This window comes from Chryseobacterium ureilyticum, from assembly GCF_900156735.1.
GTDB lineage: Bacteria > Bacteroidota > Bacteroidia > Flavobacteriales > Weeksellaceae > Chryseobacterium > Chryseobacterium ureilyticum.
In genome coordinates this window covers 83,559-102,983 of the sequence record NZ_FTOL01000003.1, presented here as the reverse complement: position 1 = coordinate 102,983, position 19,425 = coordinate 83,559, and the positions used below count along the sequence as shown (strand labels likewise).

Annotated in this window: 25 protein-coding genes; 21 read left to right on the top strand and 4 right to left on the bottom strand. The window is 33.9% G+C overall.

The genetic code is table 11. The features are described from left to right. Positions 1-15 precede the first annotated feature (15 nt). Genes BW983_RS10185 through BW983_RS10175 form a run of 3 tightly spaced genes read right to left on the bottom strand, consistent with a single transcriptional unit; the run spans position 16 to position 1,850 of the window. Positions 16-579: a Maf family protein gene (locus BW983_RS10185; protein ID WP_076551869.1), complete on the bottom strand. Its 564-nt coding sequence runs from the start codon at positions 577-579 to the stop codon at positions 16-18. 10 nt (positions 580-589) lie between these two features. Then, positions 590-1,108 (bottom strand): KdsC family phosphatase, encoded by a 519-nt coding sequence (locus BW983_RS10180; protein WP_076551868.1) that lies wholly within the window; start codon positions 1,106-1,108, stop codon positions 590-592. Continuing rightward, positions 1,098-1,850, bottom strand: coding sequence for a Rossmann-like and DUF2520 domain-containing protein (locus BW983_RS10175; protein ID WP_076551867.1), 753 nt, complete (start codon positions 1,848-1,850; stop codon positions 1,098-1,100). The genes BW983_RS10180 and BW983_RS10175 overlap by 11 nt, the downstream gene beginning before the upstream one ends. A 182-nt stretch (positions 1,851-2,032) precedes the next feature. On the opposite strand from BW983_RS10175, the gene BW983_RS10170 reads away from it, so the two are divergent. From BW983_RS10170 to lepA, 6 genes are all read left to right on the top strand, one after another. Further along, on the top strand, positions 2,033-2,584 hold the full coding sequence (locus BW983_RS10170) for an RNA polymerase sigma factor (RefSeq protein ID WP_076551866.1): 552 nt from the start codon (positions 2,033-2,035) through the stop codon (positions 2,582-2,584). A 16-nt stretch (positions 2,585-2,600) separates the two neighbouring features. Further along, on the top strand, positions 2,601-3,149 hold the full coding sequence (locus tag BW983_RS10165) for a hypothetical protein (protein ID WP_076551865.1): 549 nt from the start codon (positions 2,601-2,603) through the stop codon (positions 3,147-3,149). Positions 3,150-3,158: 9 nt separating this feature from the next. After that, positions 3,159-3,668 (top strand): hypothetical protein, encoded by a 510-nt coding sequence (locus BW983_RS10160; RefSeq protein ID WP_076551864.1) that lies wholly within the window; start codon positions 3,159-3,161, stop codon positions 3,666-3,668. Between the two features lie 95 nt (positions 3,669-3,763). Continuing rightward, entirely contained in the window at positions 3,764-4,789 is a 1,026-nt protein-coding gene (locus tag BW983_RS10155) for a hypothetical protein (RefSeq protein ID WP_076551863.1), read from the top strand. 127 nt (positions 4,790-4,916) lie between these two features. Continuing rightward, a complete protein-coding gene (locus tag BW983_RS10150; protein WP_076551862.1) occupies positions 4,917-5,939 on the top strand; it encodes a glycine zipper 2TM domain-containing protein in 1,023 nt (340 codons plus the stop codon). A 128-nt stretch (positions 5,940-6,067) separates the two neighbouring features. Beyond that, positions 6,068-7,864, top strand: coding sequence for a translation elongation factor 4 (gene lepA, locus BW983_RS10145; protein WP_076551861.1), 1,797 nt, complete (start codon positions 6,068-6,070; stop codon positions 7,862-7,864). Between the two features lie 54 nt (positions 7,865-7,918). Here the strand turns inward: lepA and BW983_RS10140 are convergent, their stop codons facing one another. Further along, positions 7,919-8,686 (bottom strand): hypothetical protein, encoded by a 768-nt coding sequence (locus BW983_RS10140; protein WP_076551860.1) that lies wholly within the window; start codon positions 8,684-8,686, stop codon positions 7,919-7,921. A 59-nt stretch (positions 8,687-8,745) separates the two neighbouring features. Between BW983_RS10140 and BW983_RS10135 the strand changes: the two genes are divergently transcribed. From BW983_RS10135 to BW983_RS10065, 15 genes are all read left to right on the top strand, one after another. Beyond that, positions 8,746-9,441: an NUDIX hydrolase gene (locus tag BW983_RS10135; RefSeq protein WP_076551859.1), complete on the top strand. Its 696-nt coding sequence runs from the start codon at positions 8,746-8,748 to the stop codon at positions 9,439-9,441. Positions 9,442-9,771: 330 nt separating this feature from the next. Then, positions 9,772-10,314: an NADAR family protein gene (locus BW983_RS10130; protein ID WP_076551858.1), complete on the top strand. Its 543-nt coding sequence runs from the start codon at positions 9,772-9,774 to the stop codon at positions 10,312-10,314. Between the two features lie 234 nt (positions 10,315-10,548). Then, positions 10,549-10,884, top strand: coding sequence for a hypothetical protein (locus BW983_RS10125; RefSeq protein ID WP_076551857.1), 336 nt, complete (start codon positions 10,549-10,551; stop codon positions 10,882-10,884). A 2-nt stretch (positions 10,885-10,886) separates the two neighbouring features. After that, the gene (locus BW983_RS10120; RefSeq protein ID WP_076551856.1) at positions 10,887-11,741 is read left to right on the top strand and encodes a hypothetical protein; all 855 of its coding nucleotides are present in this window, start codon (positions 10,887-10,889) and stop codon (positions 11,739-11,741) included. 5 nt (positions 11,742-11,746) lie between these two features. Beyond that, on the top strand, positions 11,747-12,817 hold the full coding sequence (locus BW983_RS10115; RefSeq protein WP_076551855.1) for an adenylosuccinate synthetase: 1,071 nt from the start codon (positions 11,747-11,749) through the stop codon (positions 12,815-12,817). Between the two features lie 51 nt (positions 12,818-12,868). After that, positions 12,869-13,345: a macro domain-containing protein gene (locus BW983_RS10110; protein WP_076551854.1), complete on the top strand. Its 477-nt coding sequence runs from the start codon at positions 12,869-12,871 to the stop codon at positions 13,343-13,345. A 75-nt stretch (positions 13,346-13,420) separates the two neighbouring features. Continuing rightward, the gene (locus BW983_RS10105; protein ID WP_076551853.1) at positions 13,421-13,846 is read left to right on the top strand and encodes an ADP-ribosylation/crystallin J1; all 426 of its coding nucleotides are present in this window, start codon (positions 13,421-13,423) and stop codon (positions 13,844-13,846) included. 45 nt (positions 13,847-13,891) lie between these two features. After that, the gene (locus tag BW983_RS10100; protein ID WP_076551852.1) at positions 13,892-14,707 is read left to right on the top strand and encodes a TIGR02452 family protein; all 816 of its coding nucleotides are present in this window, start codon (positions 13,892-13,894) and stop codon (positions 14,705-14,707) included. 32 nt (positions 14,708-14,739) lie between these two features. Next, positions 14,740-15,780, top strand: a complete 1,041-nt coding sequence (locus tag BW983_RS10095; protein ID WP_076551851.1) for a DUF2971 domain-containing protein — start codon at positions 14,740-14,742, stop codon at positions 15,778-15,780. After that, positions 15,777-16,463 carry an SIR2 family NAD-dependent protein deacylase gene (locus BW983_RS10090; RefSeq protein ID WP_076551850.1) on the top strand — a complete coding sequence of 229 codons (687 nt, stop codon included), beginning with the start codon at positions 15,777-15,779 and terminating at the stop codon, positions 16,461-16,463. Before BW983_RS10095 ends, BW983_RS10090 begins: the two co-directional genes overlap by 4 nt. Beyond that, positions 16,463-17,422 carry an ADP-ribosylglycohydrolase family protein gene (locus BW983_RS10085; RefSeq protein ID WP_076551849.1) on the top strand — a complete coding sequence of 320 codons (960 nt, stop codon included), beginning with the start codon at positions 16,463-16,465 and terminating at the stop codon, positions 17,420-17,422. The genes BW983_RS10090 and BW983_RS10085 overlap by 1 nt, the downstream gene beginning before the upstream one ends. After that, positions 17,406-17,888, top strand: a complete 483-nt coding sequence (locus BW983_RS10080; protein WP_076551848.1) for an ATP-grasp domain-containing protein — start codon at positions 17,406-17,408, stop codon at positions 17,886-17,888. Before BW983_RS10085 ends, BW983_RS10080 begins: the two co-directional genes overlap by 17 nt. Positions 17,889-17,899: 11 nt before the next feature. Continuing rightward, complete coding sequence (locus tag BW983_RS10075) at positions 17,900-18,442, top strand: RNA 2'-phosphotransferase (protein ID WP_076551847.1); 543 nt, start codon at positions 17,900-17,902, stop codon at positions 18,440-18,442. Next, positions 18,439-18,648, top strand: a complete 210-nt coding sequence (locus BW983_RS10070; RefSeq protein ID WP_076551846.1) for a hypothetical protein — start codon at positions 18,439-18,441, stop codon at positions 18,646-18,648. The genes BW983_RS10075 and BW983_RS10070 overlap by 4 nt, the downstream gene beginning before the upstream one ends. Next, positions 18,648-19,379 (top strand): metallophosphoesterase, encoded by a 732-nt coding sequence (locus BW983_RS10065; protein ID WP_076551845.1) that lies wholly within the window; start codon positions 18,648-18,650, stop codon positions 19,377-19,379. The genes BW983_RS10070 and BW983_RS10065 overlap by 1 nt, the downstream gene beginning before the upstream one ends. Positions 19,380-19,425: the final 46 nt, after the last annotated feature.

Genomic DNA, 19,425 nt, shown 5'->3' with positions numbered 1-19,425 from the left:
AAATTTCATTATTATCTAAATTAAAGAAGATTCTTTCAATATTTTATAAACAATATGAGTTGGAAGTCCCATTATTGTATAAAAACTTCCTGTCATCTTCGTGATTTTTGCCATTCCAAGCCATTCTTGGATGCCGTAGCTTCCTGCTTTGTCGAAAGGCTTATAATTTTCAATATAATAATGGATTTCTTCATCACTCATCTGATCCAACGTTACATCTGCAACATCAGTCTCTGTAAAAATTTTATCAGTAGTTTTAATGGTGATTCCTGTATAAACCTGATGGGTTCTTCCGGAAAGACTTCGAAGCATATTTTGAGCATCCGTTTTATCCTTCGGTTTTCCCAGTATCTGATTGTCAATGGCAACCACAGTATCAGCGGTCAGTAAAACTTCATCACTAGCTAAATTTCTGAAAGCATCTGCTTTTAATTCAGATAAATAAGCTGCTGCATCTTCTATTTTTATATTTTCAGGAAGAATTTCTTCGCAGTCAATTTTTACAACATCGAATTCAAAACCCAAACTTGAAAGAAGTTCTTTTCTTCTGGGTGATTGTGAAGCTAAAAGTAATTTCATAATCTATCAATTATATAGATTGAGTGTTATCATCATGCCAGTTGCCCTGTACCTTCATCACTTGTTCAATAACGTCGCGAACAGCACCACTGCCACCCTTTTTCGGCGAGATATAATCTGATACGCCTTTCACTTCCGGTACTGCATTCTCTGGACATGTGGCAATAGCAGAACTTTCCAGGATATGGATGTCCGGAAGATCATCTCCCATTGTCAGAATTTCTTCATTCTTAAGATTATACTTCTTTTTGAAGTCCTCGAAATCTTCTATTTTGTTGTGAGACTTTGGGTAATAATCCTGAATTCCAAGGTAATTGATCCTGTGTTTTACCATTTCATCATTACCACCGGTAATAACACCGATTAAATAATTGTTTTTTAATGCTTTAACTACTGCATAGCCATCCAGAACATTCATTACCCTGGACATATTTCCTCCTGGCATAAGATATACGCTTCCATCTGTGAAAACTCCGTCTACATCAAATACAAATGCCTTTATATCCTTTAATTTCTCTTTATAACTCATACATTTTTTGAATTGAATGATTCATTGTCTTATAAATTTCAAGACTTTCTTCGTCTTTTATTAACTGCTCATGTAATTGTAAAATTCTAAGATCATTTCTTACAGCAGGTCCAGTTTGCGCCTGTTTGGGTTCTATTTCATGAATCTTTTGAACGGTTTCATCAATCAGGGGTAAAAAATAATCAAAAGGAATCTCTTGAGAATCAGAAATTTCCTTAGCCCTTGAGAAGAGATGGTTCACAAAATTACAGGCAAAAACAGCTGTCAGATGAATGTACTTTCTTTTTTCATGATCGCTTTCCATTACGTTTGATGAAACTTGGGAAGCGAGTTCAAAAAGTAGTTTTTTATCTTCCTCATTTTCTGTTTCAATGAAAAAAGGAATTTTTCCGTAATCCAGCTCCTTTGATTTTGAAAAAGTCTGTAGTGGATAAAAGCTTGCTTTTCTATATGATCCTGTAAGAACTTCTTTAGGAAGAGAACCCGAAGTATGAGCCACAAGACAATTTTCTTTGGTGATCATTTTCGAAACTTCTTCTACAGAATTATCACTTACACAGATAATATATAAATCTGCATCTTTCAAATGATCTGTAGAATAGGGAATATGGAGCTCTTCAGAAATTCTACTTAGTTCTTTTTCGTTTCTCCCAAAAATATGGATTGGAGAAATCCCATTCTTAGTGAATGCTTTTGCCATGTGATAGGCAACATTTCCGGAACCGATAATTACAATTTGCATATAACAAATATAAGATTTTAAGCTGAAGCGGGAAAGGAAGCGGGATGCAGAAAATTCTAAGATCAATATAGGCACGTTTATTGCGTAACTGTCTCATATTATTTTTAATATTTACATTGAAAATTGAAGAATTAATTTAACTTTCAGTTATTTTTGTAATCCAAAACAATGAAAGGCATCTTATGAAGATTAAGGACGCGGAAATTATTTCGTTGATGCAGAATCCACGGACACAGGATAAAGGTGTTCGTGCCTTGATGGATGCCTATCAAAGCAGATTGTACTGGCACATACGAAGAATAATTGTAGACGGAGATCTTGCTCAGGATACTTTGCAGGATACTTTTATTAAAGCTTATCAGAATTTTCACCAGTTCAAAAACGATAGCCAGTTGTATACCTGGCTGTACAGAATCGCTACCAACGAAGCACTACAGCAGGTTAACAAATTAAAGAAAATGCAGAAGACGGATGAAGATCCGGAGTACCATATGCAGAATCTTGTTGCCGATAATGCGGGAGAAGATGCCGAAGAAATACAGATTTTATTGCAGAATGCCATACAAAGCCTGCCGGAAAAGCAGAAGCTTGTATTTATGATGAGGTATTATGATGATTTACCCTATGAAGAGATATCCAAAATTGTAGATATGTCTGTAGGGACTTTAAAAACGAATTATCACTATGCCAAGCAGAAAATAGAAGATTATATAAAGGAAAATTACGAAAGATAATTTTGACGAAACAAAGATGAAAGAGTTCGATATTGAAAAACTAGAACGTAAAAACATTTACACAGTCCCTGATAATTTGTTTGAAAATATTCAGGAGAGGGTTATGAATGACATAAAGACAGAGGAAAAAGCACCGGCACCCGTCTTTAAATTAAACTGGATGTATGCCGTAGCTGCATCAGTGGCTCTGATCTTTGGAGTAATTTTTGTGTTCAATTCCAATAATGATTCTATTCAAAACGGATTGAATTCTAAAGAGACATATGCTATAAATAAAGGAGAACCTAAAACGGACGGAGAGATTGCATATGAAACATTGAAGGCAGATTTAACTTCTGTTGAAAATAATAATCAAACATTTGTAAATCAGAAAAATAACACTGAAGTTACATTGAGAGATAATAGCGGGAATGAAAAGGAAACAGTTTCACAAAGTGTTGTAAAACCTGTAAAGAAAAAAGAAGAAACCAGGATGAATGAATATCTGGATTCGTTTACTAATTCTGAAATTGCAGAATTGGCAAGCAATTCAACTCAGGACGTTTATTTGGATTTATATAATTAATAAAGAAAGATGAAAAAGATAATATTGACGTTTTTTATTATTTATGGCTTTGGCTTAAATGCTCAGAGAACAGATTATGACTGGAAAAAGATGGATCCTAAACAAAGAAAGGAGGTCATCAATAATCTTTCGCCTGAAGAAAGAAAAGAACTGCTTAAGAAATTCAGGAATAATATGATTATGGATAATCTGAATGTAGATCCCGGTGATAAAGTTGAATTTACACAGCTTTATAATGAATATCTTGATAGTCAGAAGCAGATAAAAAGTCAATTTGATCCAGGCTTTAATCCTGAAACGTTATCAGATGATGAAGCCAAAGCTAAGCTGCAACAAAGCTTTGAAATAGGGCAGAAGCTTTTGGATAACAGAAAAAAATATGCAGAAAAAATGCAGCAGGTAATTCCCTGCCAGAAAGTTCTGAAGCTGTTTCAGTCTGAGGGTATGATGAGAGATAAAATGAACGAAAGAAAACCTCACGGAAACAATAATGCTACGGGACCTAAACAAAACCCATAATAGTTTATTTTTTTAATGTTGGACGGCTCTTACAAATTTTTTTGTGAGAGCCGTTTAATTATTTATAAGATTTTTTAATTTTGTAAAAAACACCTATGAAAATAAAACTGTTATTTTTCCTATTTCCTCTATTTATTTCTGCCCAAAAATATCAATTTATCGAACTCAGAAAAAGTATAAAAGATAAAAATCATCATGCTAAATCTCTTACTTTACTAGACAGAAGAGAAGATAAGTTTATAGGAATTGTATCTCATAGAAAAGATCCTTATGAAGTAAAATTTGAAAAGGAAGACCTTGAAAAATTATTTTCAGACTGGTTTATAGAATATAATAAAGAGCGCGGAAATAATCAATATTTCTGTATGCTAGAATATTTAAAAGTTGAAGATGTACCAACAGAAAGATCCGTTAAAGGGCATTTGGATATGCGGGCATCAACTTTTCTCAAAAAAAATAATCAATACTATTTTCTTAAAAAGAATAGAATTTCAAAAGACTATCATCAGAAAGATCACGCTTATATTACAAGGGCAATAGCCGCCAATATATCATCAGAATTATCTAGTATTATAAAAGATTCTTACGATATAAAAGAATTTAATATTCCACTTTCTGAGATGGAAATAGAAAATTATGAAAAGGTAATATCTGAACAGCTACCGATTTTTAGATCAGCGCCTTTTACAGATGGTGTTTATAGAGATTATAAATCATTTGCGGAACAAAATCCGGATAAGGAGCTTGTGGTAAAAAAGAATAAAGATGGAGTAATTAAAGGGGTGAAAAGAGTTGATGATTATGATAATTTAAACAAAGAAGTTTTTGCAGTTGTCGATAATGGAATTGCCTATAAAAAAATCCCAACAAGTATTATTGAAATTGAAAAAGATAATAATGGTTTCTTTATAATGGTATCTGAAGAGGAGCTATTTCCACAGAATAATGCAATGACCATTACAGGAGCAGCAGCTTTTGGTTTAATAGGCGGTTTAATAGGTGCTGTAATAGATGCTGCTTCCTCAAAAGCCCGTAAGCAGAATGCAAAGTACTATAGAGTGGGAATTGATGCTCTCACTGGGGAATATATTTTACCAGAAAATTTTGGTAGATTAAAGTAATATGCTACGGGACCTAAACAAAACCCATAATAGTTTATTTTTTTAATGTTGGACGGCTCTTACAAATCTTTTTGTGAGAGCCGTTTAATTATAGCCTTAAATGTATATTTTTGCGAAAAAATAATCAATGAGAAAAATATTTTTATTTCTAATGATGAGTGCTTTATTATCTGCTCAGAGAACAGAATTAGTAGAACTTAAGCAAAATATTAAGGATAAAAAAGGAACTACAAAATCAATAACATTTATAGATAGCAGACCTGATAAAGAAATAGGGACGGTAATTTATAATAAGGAGACGGTTGACATCAAATTTGCTAATGAGGATCTCAAAAATCATATTGAAAACTGGTTTCAGGATGATAATAAAACAAAAGGAAATAATGATATTGTAATATTACTGGAAGAGCTGAAGGTTGGTAATATAGAAAGGGAAAATAAAAATTCTATTGGAAAGACCAAAATTAAGCTTTCAAGTTTTATTAAGAGAAATGACAAGTATTATTTCCTGAATAGAATTAATAATGTTTTTACTTCTGAACCAAAGTTGACTCCTAATGTACCCAAAAATATTGCGAATAATATTTCAAGTTCAATTTCAGGTCTTATTAAAGAATCCTACACGAGTTTACCTATTGCTGATGCAATTCCTGAAAGTGAGCTAATGAACTACGAGAATTACCTGAACAAAAAAATTCAGGCTTATAATACTACGGAATTAAAAGAAGGAGTATATAAAGATTTTAAATCATTTTATACTCAGAAACCGGAATTTGGATATTATACAGAAAAGAATAAAAAAGGATTTGTTTTAAGAGTTAAATACAGAGATGAAATTGTTTCAAATGAAAATGTATTTGGGTATGTAGAAGGAGGGAAGGCATACAAGCTAACTCCTGTAGGATATTTAGAAATGACAAAAGATGATAAAGGCTTTTTTGTAGTGGCAACAAAAGGAGAGCTTTACGGAGTAAACACGTCTGGCGGAAACGGTGTTATGATTGGTGCTATGGCGGGAGGAATTGTAGGAGCTCTTATCGGTGCGGCTATTGATTCCGGTTCCCCAGCCAGAAGACCTAGTAATACGGATACTTCAGAGATGCCGAATGTATATCTGGATTCTTTAACAGGGAAGTATATTTTTGATTAAAAAAACGAAACGGGTACTTAACTATATTCTAAATTCTGAGAGTAATTTTAAATAAATTCATACATTAAGATTATGAAAGACAATAATCTCTCGCTTTTTTTTATCTTTGCAAATTACAAGATTCTTAAATGAAAAACATACGAAATTTTTGCATAATCGCTCATATCGACCACGGTAAAAGTACCCTGGCAGACCGTCTTTTGGAGTACACGAATACCGTTACCCAAAGAGAATTACAGTCTCAGACGCTTGATGATATGGATTTGGAGAAAGAACGCGGGATTACTATTAAATCTCACGCGATTCAAATGGATTATGAGTATAAAGGAGAAAAATATATTTTAAACCTGATTGATACACCGGGACACGTTGACTTCTCTTATGAAGTTTCCCGTTCAATTGCTGCCTGTGAAGGAGCTCTTCTTATTGTAGACGCGGCTCAAAGTATTCAGGCACAAACGATCAGTAATTTATATTTAGCCCTGGAAAATGATTTAACGATTATTCCTATTCTAAATAAAATTGACCTTCCATCTGCGAATCCTGAAGAAGTAACTGATGAGATCATGAATCTTATCGGATGCGAATATGAAGATGTTTTGAGAGTTTCAGGAAAGACTGGAGAAGGGGTTCACAATTTATTAGAACAAATCGTAGAAAGAATTCCTGCACCTGTAGGGAATCCTGATGGTCCGCTTCAGGCTTTGATCTTTGACTCTGTATACAACCCGTTCAGAGGAATTGAAGCTTATTTCAAAGTGGTAAACGGAAGCATCACTAAAAATGAAAAAATTAAATTCTTTGCTACTGGAAAAGAATATGGAGCAGATGAGGTAGGTACCCTAAAACTGAAGCAGGTTCCAAAGAAAACGATTCAGTGTGGAGATGTAGGATATTTGGTTTCAGGGATTAAAGATGCCCGTGAAGTAAAAGTAGGAGATACAATTACTTCTTTTGAAAAACCCGCAGACGGTCCGATTGATGGATTCGAAGAAGTAAAACCAATGGTATTTGCCGGAATTTATCCAATTGACTCTGAGGATTTTGAAGAATTGAGATTCTCTCTTGAAAAATTAAGATTGAATGATGCTTCTTTAGTATTCGAGCCGGAAAGTTCAGCAGCTCTTGGTTTTGGTTTCCGTTGCGGATTTTTAGGAATGCTTCACATGGAAATTGTTCAGGAACGTCTTGACAGAGAGTTCAATATGAACGTGATCACAACGGTACCGAACGTTTCTTATTTTGGATATACTAAAAAAGAACCTGAAGTTCCGATTTTGATCAATAACCCATCTGAAATGATGGATCCTTCCACAATGGATAGAGTAGAAGAACCTTTCATTAAGGCTTCTATCATTACAAAATCTGACTTCGTTGGAGCGGTAATGACTCTATGTATCGAGAAAAGAGGAGAGATCGTTAACCAAAGTTATTTAACATCAGAAAGAGTAGAGTTGATTTTCAATATGCCTCTTGCTGAGGTTGTTTTCGACTTCTATGACAGACTAAAATCTATCTCTAAAGGATATGCATCATTCGATTATCACCCAATCGGATTCAGAGCTTCCAAGCTTGTAAAAATGGATATCCTGATCAATGGTGATATGGTAGATGCTCTTTCATCATTGATTCACGATTCTAATGCTTACTATATTGGAAAGAGAATGTGTGAAAAGCTTCGTGAACTGATCCCTAGACAACAGTTTGATATTGCTGTTCAGGCAGCATTGGGAACGAAGGTTATTGCCAGAGAAACCATCAAGGCATTAAGAAAAGACGTTACCGCAAAATGTTACGGAGGAGATATTTCCAGAAAGCGTAAGCTATTGGAAAAGCAGAAAGAAGGTAAGAAGAAAATGAAGCAGATTGGTAGAGTAGAAGTACCGCAATCCGCGTTCATGGCTGTATTAAAGCTGAATGATTAATCATCAACAATAAAAATAAAAAGAGACCATCTCACTTTTGAGACGGTCTCTTTTTTATTTAATTTCAAAATAGATGTTTTGATCTTTGATTATTCTCTTATCATAATTCATTGTAAATGGCTCTGATGTAGCACTACCAAAAGATAATTTAAACTCTCCCTTATCTTTTCCAGGGAGGAAATTTACAGAAGCAACTATAATTTCACCAGGTCCGAGTTCCCAGTAAATACGATTCCATCCTGGATCTCCACAAACCATTGCATTATCATTCTGTATTAACTGCCATTTTTTCTTGTCATTTAAAATAAAAGGAAATAAGTTTTTAAACTCTGGTAAAATAAGTTTACGACCAGAAATATTTTTTATAAATACAGGAAATGATTTATATTTCTTTAATGTCTTTGTTTCAAAATTATATGCATATTTAGGAATCGTATCTTGTGCTTTAGCTAGTATTTTTAAATTTTCCGAGCTTAGCGAATCGTAAACGATGTTTTTGTCGGAAAAAAAAGTCTTGTCGAAAGAGGGATAAAAATATTTCGAAAGAATATAATCTCTTACCAAATCCTGTTGTATTTTAAAACCTGGAGGTGGCGGGGGCAGAGCCATCATGGTTTGAAAATATTTTATATTTATATGTGAGGTTTCTTTTCCAATATAAATAACTCCTGTTCCAGTTTCTCCAAGGCCTTCATTAAACTTTTGGAAGGTTAATTTCTCATTTTTTTCATGATGTAAAATGATAGAGTCTGCAAATGAAGATTCTTTTTTACATGAGAAAAGCCCAAGAATAAGACTAAAGTAAAGCAGCTTTTTAATCATTTAGTAAAAATACTAAATATTTATTCATAATTTTGCGTATTCATAACGCAAATAAATTTATGGAGTCTCCAAGAAAATTACAGGATATCAAAGTAGCGGTAGATGCCGTTATTTTTGGATATTTCGATAAAAAAGATCTTCAAATCCTTTTGATCAAAAGAAATATAGAACCTTTTAAAGGAGGGTGGGCTCTTCCGGGTGGGCTGGTTCTCGATGATGAAAATCTCGATGATGCTGTAAAAAGGGAGCTGCATGAAGAAGCAGGCATAAAACCTGACTTTTTGGAACAACTCTATACATTTGGTAACGTTGGTCGAGATCCGAGGAATAGAGTAGTTTCTGTAGCTTATTTGGGGCTTGTAAACCCTTCTTATCACGAACTCTTTGCAGACTCCGATGCGGATGATGCACAGTGGTTCAGTATCAACAATCTTCCCACTGTAGCTTTTGATCATAAAGGAATTATTGATATTGCTTTAAAAAGACTTCGTACCAAGATCCAATACCAGCCTATCGGTTTCAACCTTCTGAATGAAGAATTCCCTTTCTCAGACCTTGAGAATCTTTATAAAACCATTGTAGGACAGGAAATAGACCGTAGAAATTTCCGTAAAAAGATCATGAGCTATGGATTGCTTAATGAAACCAATAATGTTAAAAAAGAAGGAAGCGGAAGACCAGGTAAACTATTCACTTTCAATCAGGAAAAATATAAAGAGTTGGAAGAACAAGGATTTTACTTCGAGATCAAATAGTTTCTTAAACACAAATGAAACAAATATTTTTCACGAATAATCACAAATTTCTATGCTAGATGCTAATAGAATAGTTCATATTAAAATATATTATACAAATAAATATCAAGGAAAATACATTCAATAGAAACGGGCTTTAGCCCGTTTTTTTTATGGACAAAAATTCCATTGGCTTCAGCCGAAACCTAATATGTTAGTATCATTTGTAATTATAATAATAAAATTTTATCATTGGTAATCAATTAATTATGGTTATTAGCGTAAAATTGACACAAATAAATTTGGAAGATAAATTGATATTGCTTTACATTTGCGTAGAAATAACACAATATGAAATACACCATACAAAATATTAAAGACAAATTTCAAAAAAAGCAAAGGATAAAATTTTTGTTTTTCTGGGGGCATACTGTAAAAGATGAAATTACCAAATCATGTTTTAGTCAGTGGTTTTCAGGTAATTTTGAAGAGAGTGGGATTGTATATAAAACAGCAGAACATTATATGATGGCTGGGAAAGTCCGATTGTTTAATGATCCTGAAACACTGGAAAAAATACTACAATCACCAAGCCCTAATCAGGTAAAAAGTTTAGGAAGAAAAGTTAAAAACTTTGATCCGGTTGTCTGGAATGATCATAAGTATCAGATCGTAAAACAAGGAAACTTTTTAAAATTTTCTCAGAATAAAAAGTTTAAAGACTTTCTTTTATCTACAAATGATAAGATTCTGGTAGAGGCAAGTCCTTATGATACGATCTGGGGAATAGGAATGTTGGAAACAGATTCAAGAGCAGAAAATCCTTTATTATGGAACGGAGAAAACCTTTTAGGATTTGCTTTGATGGAAGTAAGGGATGAATTGAGAGGGTAAAAACAGACTAACCAAACACAAAATATTAATCATGAAAAAACAAAACTCTACCCATAGATTTTTTTGATTGAGGATTCTCTTTTAAAGACTGAAAACTAAGAATAAATCGTTTTATTACAAGGATAAAAATTTAAAGAACAGATGTAATGGCTTCCTGTTAAAATAAATGCAGGATTATTGGATAATTATGCCTTTTTTAATTAGCGTAATAATAACACAAAAAAATGATCAGATATGGAAGATGAATTAAAACCAAGATTTATCGAATCATTACAGAGAAATAATGATCAGATCAGAGAAGACCGGGCGCGAACGATCGGAGAAGATTCAGAATTGATCTACAGACGCAAGGTAGAAGACATTGAACTCAAGATAAAGAGGCTTGAACGGGAGCAGGAAGGACTTATTGATATCAGTCCTTTGGATAGAAACAGTTTGACTTTTGCGGATTTTAATCCCGAAGCATTCGTTCAGAAAGACATGGAATTATCATTAACAATCAGAAATCTGAATATTCAGCTAGAAGTTACCCAAAAACGATATGAATATTTATTTGGAAAAACATTTTAATCATGGGAAGCACAAGATACGATATAGACGCTCGTTATGACAGAGCAAGCAAAGCAGGTTACGGAACAAAATCCGCAAGTGACATTTTCACTCAGAATGCCAAAAGAAAAGCACATAAAGCAATGATTCCTAATGGAGTTTCATTTAGGGAATCTAGAGATTCTGAAGTACATCCAAACACGGTTCCTATTATCTTAGGACTTGATGTGACAGGAAGCATGGGACACATTCCTCATGAATTAATCAGAGAAGGACTGCCTAAACTGATGGGGGGAATTATCCAAGGCGGAGTACAGGATCCGGCATTACTTTTCCTGGGAATCGGAGATCACGAGTGTGACAGCTACCCATTACAGGTAGGGCAATTTGAATCAGGAGACGAAGAACTGGATATGTGGCTTACCCGTACGTATATAGAATCCGGAGGTGGGGGAAATGCCGGAGAAAGCTATTTATTGGCTTGGTATTTTGCCGCTTTTCATACAAGAACAGATGCTTTTGAAAAAAGAAATCAGAAAGGAATTCTGTTCACAGTAGGAGACGAACCTTGCTTAAAAGTACTTCCGGCATCTGCAATCAGGGAAATTATGGGTTCAGGGCAACAAACTTATACTCATTATGATCTCTTGGAAGAAGCGAAGAAACGTTATGAAATATACCATATCAACGTTCTTCACTCAGATCAGGCAATGAGAGCAAACAGGGATTGGATGGAACTATTAGGAGAAAACTGTATATCGATAAAAGATCATAAGGAAATACCGGATGTTATTAAGAAAATTATTTGTGAAAAGTTTAAAAATAAAACATACACAAATACAGATTCAGAAGGATTAGATAAGGTACAAATGCTTTAAAGATTATGAAAAAGGCGCAAATAGTTATAGGATTAGGCTTTGGTGATGAAGGAAAAGGAATCACAACAGACTTTCTTGCCAGTCAGAACCCGGATTCTGTGGTCATAAGATTTTCAGGAGGACAGCAGGCAGCTCATACGGTAATGATTGATGATAGAAAACATGTTCATTCCAGCTTTGCAAGCGGTGCGCTTCGTGGATTACCATCCTATTTTACGGAACATTGTACCATTCATCCGGAATTTTTATTGAATGAAAGAGAAGAATTAAAGTCTCAGAATGGTAATATAGAGCTTCATATCCATCCATTGGCAAAGATAACAACGCCGTTTGATGTCTGGGAAAACAGAACAAATTCAAAAAATCTGGAACATGGAACCTGCGGAAAAGGAGTAGGAGCTACAATGAAGCGAAATGAAAGCCCTTATAAACTATTTGCAATTGATCTTATTGCACCCAAAGAAATGCTGTTGGAAAAACTGAAAAGAATTGCTTATTACTACGGTTTTTTAGAGGAAAATCAGATTAAAGAACATTTGAAATCTTTTTTAGAAGCAATTGATCAGATAGATTGGAAAATAGATGATTATGAGTATCTTAAATCATTTGATAACCTCATTTTTGAAGGAAGCCAGGGAATTTTCCTAGATATGGATCATGGAGTCTTTCCGAATGTAACGTATGCTCACACCACCTCAAAGAACGCATCTGAAATATGTAAACAGCTTAATATTGAAGATATTGAAATGTATTATGTGACAAGAAGCTATGCAACCCGTCACGGAAATGGCTGGATGAGCAATGAAAAAGAGATTATTTTAAAAAACAATGAAGAGGAAACCTGTATCTTTAATGAATATCAGAAAGAGTTGAGAGTAGGAGATTTAGACGATAAACTGCTGAATTATGCTTTAAAATTAGACGCAGCTTACACACATTCAACAAAAAAGAATCTTGTAATTACTTGTCTGGATCAGATTGATAAAGAAATGAATTTAGATAAGCTGGATATAACATTTAAAACTGTTTACGGATCATTTTCTCCTTATTCAGAAGACTTTAAAAAGCTTTTTTAATTTACTTTTATTGTGGACGGAAATGATGATAATGATTAAGAATTAAAAACAATGAAAACGATACAATATATAAAAGGTGATGCTACGGTTCCGCAGACAAAAGGAATAAAAATAATTGCCCATATCTGTAATGATATTGGTGGTTGGGGAAAAGGTTTTGTACTTGCCGTTTCCAAAAGATGGGAAGCACCTGAAAAAGAATATCGGAACTGGCATCGCTTCAGAAGTAAAAATAATTTTGCTTTAGGAGAAATTCAGATCATACAGGTAGAAAAATATATATATGTAGCCAATATGATTGGACAAAAAGGAATAAAAACCGGAAGTAACGGCGTTCCCGTTCGATATGAAGCTATTGAAAAATGTCTGGAAACTTTATCAAATGAAGCTTTATCACTCAATGCAAGCATTCATATGCCGAGAATCGGATGTGGATTGGCAGGTGGAAAATGGACAGAAATAGAACCTATTATTGAGAGAACATTACTGAACAAAAATGTTGAGGTTTTTATATATGATTTTGAATAGCAAATAATAGAAACACCTGAAACGAGATCATTATTTATCCTGAAATTGCCAATAATAAGATTAAAAATTAAAAGAATGAAAACAACAAAACTATACAGACCTGTAGGAGAAAAAGAAATGGTTCTGATCATGGAGAGTGGATATCAAAAATTTCCTCCAAGATTAGAATGGCAGCCTATATTCTATCCTGTTTTGGATGAAGACTACGCATCAGAAATTGCAGAAAAGTGGAATACGAGGGATGAGTTTGGAAATTATCTTGGTTTTGTAACCCAGTTTGATGTTTTGGAAGAAATAGCCAATCAATATCCAGCTCAGAATGTAGGAGCCAGAAACCATAATGAACTGTGGGTACCTTCAGAAGAGCTTGAAACATTTAATCAGGCAATTGTAGGAAAAATAGAAATTATAAAAGTATTTGTCGGGAACGATTTTAAAAAGGCTGCCAATAAAAATATAGAAAGCCTTGTAAATACTTTAAACACCACCGCGAATTCATAAGATTGTAAAAAAAATTCGTGCATTCGTGGCTAAAACACAAAAATTATGACCAATAAAGAAATGGCAAAAGATACATTAGATATCCTAGCCAATAAATATTATATAAATACAGAACACCAGAGAATAGATATCGAAAAAGAACTGGAAACCAGTAAAAAAGGAACCGTTCTTTTCAACCCTGAACAGCTCTCTGAGCTCATAGCGACTTCAATGCCGGAAACTCATTTTGAAACTCAATTTGAAACCTGGCGATGTAGTTCTCTTAAAGCTATTTTACAATTAGCAGAACAAGAAGATCAGGGAAAAATAATGTGTCTGAACTTTGCATCCGCAAAAAATCCGGGTGGAGGATTTATCAATGGAGCAGAAGCACAGGAAGAAAGCCTTGCCAGAACTTCAGGATTATATGAAAGCCTGTTAATGGCAGAAGATTATTACACATTACACCGTAGTATGACCTCTTGTTTTTACACAGATACCATGATTTACAGTCCGAAAGTTCCTGTTTTCAGAAAAGATAAAGGAGAATTACTGCCAAAACCGGTACTGTGTAATTTCATTACTTCTCCGGCAGTAAATGCAGGCGTAGTAAAACGACAGGAACCTCAGAGAGAAAATGAGATTCTGGAAACCATGGATATCCGGACAGATAAAATGCTTTCACTAGCCTTACATCAAGGAAATGAAACCTTAATTTTAGGAGCTTGGGGCTGTGGAGTTTTCAAAAATGATCCGAAAGAAATTGCAGGTCTGTTCAAAAAACATCTTCAGGGAAAATATAAAAATAAATTTAAAAGAGTGGTTTTTGCCGTACTTACAAAGAAAGAAGAGATGCTGAAACCGTTTGAAGAAATAATATAAAACTGATTAATAGTAAATAAAAAGATAGATTTATGAAAGTATATAAATACCGATCAATAGAAAAGGACATTTTTGATAGAGATATTAAAACTCTTAAGGAGAATTCCTTTTATTCATCAAATTATAGTGCTTTGAACGATCCTTTTGATATTTACTTTAATGAAGAAATATCTCACTCAGTAGATCTTTTAAAGATTTTATTTCCTTTTGCAGAATTGGATAATTTTAAAAAATGTCTTGGGGAAGTTTTAGATTTTAAAGAGAAAATTGGAATCTATTGTTTGAGTACGGATTTTTTAAATGAACAATTATGGGCTTATTATGCGAGTTCTTATTCAGGATATTGTATAGAGTATGATTTGGACATATTAATTGATAAAGAACAAAATTTTGATTTTCAATATAAATTTAAGGTTGATTACAAAGAAAGTGTACCTACATTGGGGATTGAAGATATGTCAAATCTAAGCAGTAGCTTTATTCAAAAAATGTTTGCAACAAAGAAATCTGCGTGGAAGCATGAGAAGGAAGTTCGATTGATTTTTGATAAGTATGGGATGAAAAAATTTCACCCATCAGCAATTACTGGAATCTATTTTGGAATTAAGACACCAGAAATAGTCAAAGAGACATTTTATAAGCTGTTTGAAAATAATGATGTAAAATTTTATGAGGTTTTTCCTTCAAATTTTGAACTAGATTTTAAATTAATTTATGAGACAAAAAGGAAATTGAAGTATGATATCAATAAATTTGATTTTGAAATTCTGAAACATCGATTAGATTTAGCTCATGAATCATATTATGTTTTTTATAAAAGTAAAAAAGCAGAGTCTGAAATAAAAGAATTTATTTCAGCATTTAGAGAAGCTTATTTTATTAAAGAGAATAATAGTCTTTATATTTTTGATAATCGAGAAATAAAGCAACTAATAGATATTTATCCTAAAAAAAATAAAGAATACATTGATTATGCTAATTCAATAATTACAGTTTGTGATAATTGGCAAGAAGCAGGAATTTATAATCCATGTAAGGATACAGAATACTATGAAATATTAAAAAACCAATGAAAAAACTAACCATATTAAGCGGCGCAGGAATCAGTGCCGAAAGCGGAATACAAACATTCAGAGATGGAGACGGACTTTGGGAAAATCATAACGTAACAGATGTTGCAAGCCCGGAAGGCTGGAGAAAAGACAGAGCTTTGGTATTGGAATTTTATAACCAGAGAAGACGCCAGCTTCATGAAGTACAACCTAATGAAGCCCATCAATTATTAGCAGAACTTGAAAAGCATTTCGATGTTCAGATCATTACCCAAAATATCGATGACCTTCACGAAAGAGCCGGTTCTACAAATATCCTTCACATTCACGGAGAATTGTTCAAGTCTTGTTCATGTAACAATAAAAAACTTGTTTACGAACAAAAAGGAGACATCAATATTGGTGACAAAGCAGAAGATGGAGCTCAATTAAGACCTTTTATCGTTTGGTTTGGAGAAGATGTTCCATTACTGCATGATGCAAGAAAAATGGTACAGGAAGCAGATATACTCCTGGTTATTGGAACTTCTTTACAGGTTTACCCAGCAGCTGGTTTGATTCATGATATTAAAGATGATTGTCTTTTAATCGTTATTAATCCTAATGAAACAGGCTTTGGTTACGGACAGAGAGCTGTAGTGATGAAAGAGACAGCAACGCAGGGAATGAAACTTTTATTTGATAAACTGGTAAATCTTGCCTGATGGAAAATAAAGTAAAAGCAGGAATTATGGGAATATGCATCGGTGATGCCCTTGGAGTTCCTGTAGAGTTTAAAAAAAGAGAAGATTTGAAAAAATCTCCGGTAACGGGAATGTTGGAATATATGTCCTGGAACCAACCTAAAGGTACCTGGAGTGATGACAGTTCTTTAACGCTCTGCCTTGCTGAGGTACTTACAAAAGGCTATGATTTAGAAAAAATAGGGCAAAGCTTTGTGCAGTGGAATAAATATGGGCATTGGACCGCTCATGGAAGACTTTTCGATATTGGTGGAACAACAAGACATTCTATTGCAAGATTGATAAAAGGAGAGAGCGCTAGATTTTCAGGAAATATTTTTGAAGAAGATAACGGGAATGGTTCTTTAATGAGAATTATTCCTTTAGCTTTTTATCTTGAAAATGAAGATGATATTCAGAAGTTATATCAGACTGTAAAGGAAGTTTCAGCAATTACACATGGTCATTTTAGATCTGTTTTTGCCTGTTTTATCTATATCATCTTTGCAATTCAGTTAATAAAAGGTAAAAGTAAAAAGGAAGCATACGTACACATGCAAAAGTTAGCCTTAGAATATGCAGAACTACAAGGGTTTAACCCAAGTGAAGTCGGACTTTTTCAAAGAATTTTAAAAAATGATATTTCAGTTTATCCCGAAGATGAAATCAGAGCAAGTGGCTATGTGCTACACAGTCTGGAGGCTTCTTTATGGTGCTTCTTAAACTCAGAAAATTATTCAGAATCAGTATTGAAAGCAGTCAACTTAGGAGAAGATACAGATACTACAGCAGCTATTACCGGTGGACTTGCAGGAATTTATTATGGATTTGAAAATATTCCTCAGGAGTGGGTTTCAGTACTTGTGAGAAAGGATGACATTATAGCTGTTTGTGAGAAATTACAAAATCAATTATCTGGTGAAGATGAAAAGCTTAATTAAAATAATTACAACCCTTTTCTCTCCAAAAGAAAAGAAGAAACAGGAGAAAATTCCTGAAGAAAATTTACCCGTATACAATGGCAAAATAGAAGTCGATAAGTATATGGAATTTAAATATATTGTAGTAGAAAAATCACAATATTTTCAGTTTAAGACGCCGGATGAAATATTGAAAATTTTAAATAAAAGGAACTTATTATGGATAGATGTAAAAAATGATTTGCTTGGATACTCAAATGAACAAAGAAGCAAACTATTTATTTTAAGTGAAGTCACAGGATTTGAAATACAAAATATGTTACCGGCAAAAGGAGGCGGAGGTTCCTGGATTTTAGTATGCTTTGCCAATGGTAAGTCGTGCGAAATTGCAGAAGCAGGCGAATATAGCTTTGATGAATATGCAGATGAAATATCAAAAGTGACAAACTTGCCCGTTACCTTTCTCCCCGAATATTATAATTGTTAATACAACACACCATGAACGAAATAGAAACAAAAAGAATAAGTAAATTTTTAAGCCTTATTTTAAGGCACCAGCCCGAAATTATAGGGCTCAAATTAGATGAAAACGGTTGGGCAGATGTAGAAGAACTGATCGCAAAATCAGCCAAAAGAAGAACACATTTCACAATGAAAGAACTGGATGAGGTGGTAGAAACCAATAATAAAAAAAGATTTGCCTTCAATGAAGATAAAACCAGAATCAGAGCCAGTCAGGGACACTCTATTGACATAAACTTAGCTTTAGAAACAGTGCAGCCTCCTGATTTTCTTTATCATGGAACAGCAGAAGCCAATATCCATTCTATTTTTGAAACCGGAATTGAAAAAAGAACACGTCAGCATGTACACTTAAGTACTGATAAAGAGACTGCTACAAAGGTGGGAATGAGACACGGGAAACCAATGATTCTGACGATCAGAACCGGAAAAATGCATCAGGATGGAATTGCTTTCTTTCAGTCTGCCAATGGAGTATGGCTGACAGAATTTGTAGATCCGAAATACATTTCAAAATGACATTCGAAGAATTTGAAAAAGAAGTAATAACTTTTGCTCCTGAAAAAGACAACTTAACAGATAAGGTAAATGACTTATTTGCAAAAGGAGCTGGTCTAGTTCACGTATTGTATTTTATAATTGAGCATAAGAGGTGTGGGTTGACAGAAGCAAAAAAAATTGTAGATACCTGCCCCAATTATCATAAAAGATTTGGAAAAAATTAATGAGCAGAACATTAGCAATAGGAGACATTCACGGTGGGTTTAAAGCATTACAGCAAGCTTTTGAACGTGCCGAGGTTACTGAAAAAGACAAATTGATTTTCCTTGGAGATTACGTAGACGGATGGAGCGAATCTTCACAGATCATCGAGTTTTTAATAGAAATTTCCGAAAAACAGGAATGTATTTTTATCAAAGGAAACCACGATGTCTGGTGCGAAGATTGGTTGTCATTTGAACAAGGACCTGATATCTGGCTTTTCAATGGTGGAAAAAGTACCGTAGAAAGCTATAAAGATTATTCTTTGGAAGAGCTGGAAAACCATCTTGTATTTTTTCAAAGGATGAAGCCTTATCACATTGATGAACAAAACCGTCTGTTTATTCATGCAGGATATTCTTCGATGCATGGTCCTGAGAAAGAAGTCTATTCCAGCAATTACCGCTGGGACAGAACCCTTTGGGAAACCGCAGTGGCAATGGATAGTAAACTTCAAAAGAACTCAGAATTGTACCCTAAAAGACTACTTCTTTACAGTGAAATCTTTATCGGGCATACTCCAACCTTGGATATTGGAATGACTACACCTGCAAATAAAGCCAATATCTGGAATCTGGATACAGGGGCAGCCTTTACCGGAGCTTTATCCGTGATGGATATCGATACTAAGGAATTCTGGCAAAGCGACCCGCTTCCGTCTCTATATCCTGATGAAAAAGGAAGAAATAAATAAGTGTAAATAATAATTAATCAATAATGATAAGCAAATATTTGCTTTC

Bases quoted from the DNA above. Each gene is read 5' to 3' on its own strand.
- BW983_RS10150 (WP_076551862.1), top strand. From the start codon at position 4,917: ATGAGAAAAATATTTTTATTTCTAATGATGAGTGCTTTATTATCTGCT.
- BW983_RS10125 (WP_076551857.1), top strand. From the start codon at position 10,549: ATGGAAGATGAATTAAAACCAAGATTTATCGAATCATTACAGAGAAAT.
- BW983_RS10155 (WP_076551863.1), top strand. From the start codon at position 3,764: ATGAAAATAAAACTGTTATTTTTCCTATTTCCTCTATTTATTTCTGCC.
- BW983_RS10140 (WP_076551860.1), bottom strand. From the start codon at position 8,686: ATGATTAAAAAGCTGCTTTACTTTAGTCTTATTCTTGGGCTTTTCTCA.
- BW983_RS10090 (WP_076551850.1), top strand. From the start codon at position 15,777: ATGAAAAAACTAACCATATTAAGCGGCGCAGGAATCAGTGCCGAAAGC.
- BW983_RS10165 (WP_076551865.1), top strand. From the start codon at position 2,601: ATGAAAGAGTTCGATATTGAAAAACTAGAACGTAAAAACATTTACACA.
- BW983_RS10080 (WP_076551848.1), top strand. From the start codon at position 17,406: ATGAAAAGCTTAATTAAAATAATTACAACCCTTTTCTCTCCAAAAGAA.
- BW983_RS10070 (WP_076551846.1), top strand. From the start codon at position 18,439: ATGACATTCGAAGAATTTGAAAAAGAAGTAATAACTTTTGCTCCTGAA.
- BW983_RS10135 (WP_076551859.1), top strand. From the start codon at position 8,746: ATGGAGTCTCCAAGAAAATTACAGGATATCAAAGTAGCGGTAGATGCC.
- BW983_RS10175 (WP_076551867.1), bottom strand. From the start codon at position 1,850: ATGCAAATTGTAATTATCGGTTCCGGAAATGTTGCCTATCACATGGCA.
- BW983_RS10185 (WP_076551869.1), bottom strand. From the start codon at position 579: ATGAAATTACTTTTAGCTTCACAATCACCCAGAAGAAAAGAACTTCTT.
- lepA (WP_076551861.1), top strand. From the start codon at position 6,068: ATGAAAAACATACGAAATTTTTGCATAATCGCTCATATCGACCACGGT.
- BW983_RS10115 (WP_076551855.1), top strand. From the start codon at position 11,747: ATGAAAAAGGCGCAAATAGTTATAGGATTAGGCTTTGGTGATGAAGGA.
- BW983_RS10065 (WP_076551845.1), top strand. From the start codon at position 18,648: ATGAGCAGAACATTAGCAATAGGAGACATTCACGGTGGGTTTAAAGCA.
- BW983_RS10085 (WP_076551849.1), top strand. From the start codon at position 16,463: ATGGAAAATAAAGTAAAAGCAGGAATTATGGGAATATGCATCGGTGAT.
- BW983_RS10130 (WP_076551858.1), top strand. From the start codon at position 9,772: ATGAAATACACCATACAAAATATTAAAGACAAATTTCAAAAAAAGCAA.
- BW983_RS10095 (WP_076551851.1), top strand. From the start codon at position 14,740: ATGAAAGTATATAAATACCGATCAATAGAAAAGGACATTTTTGATAGA.
- BW983_RS10160 (WP_076551864.1), top strand. From the start codon at position 3,159: ATGAAAAAGATAATATTGACGTTTTTTATTATTTATGGCTTTGGCTTA.
- BW983_RS10180 (WP_076551868.1), bottom strand. From the start codon at position 1,108: ATGAGTTATAAAGAGAAATTAAAGGATATAAAGGCATTTGTATTTGAT.
- BW983_RS10120 (WP_076551856.1), top strand. From the start codon at position 10,887: ATGGGAAGCACAAGATACGATATAGACGCTCGTTATGACAGAGCAAGC.
- BW983_RS10110 (WP_076551854.1), top strand. From the start codon at position 12,869: ATGAAAACGATACAATATATAAAAGGTGATGCTACGGTTCCGCAGACA.
- BW983_RS10075 (WP_076551847.1), top strand. From the start codon at position 17,900: ATGAACGAAATAGAAACAAAAAGAATAAGTAAATTTTTAAGCCTTATT.
- BW983_RS10170 (WP_076551866.1), top strand. From the start codon at position 2,033: ATGAAGATTAAGGACGCGGAAATTATTTCGTTGATGCAGAATCCACGG.
- BW983_RS10100 (WP_076551852.1), top strand. From the start codon at position 13,892: ATGACCAATAAAGAAATGGCAAAAGATACATTAGATATCCTAGCCAAT.
- BW983_RS10105 (WP_076551853.1), top strand. From the start codon at position 13,421: ATGAAAACAACAAAACTATACAGACCTGTAGGAGAAAAAGAAATGGTT.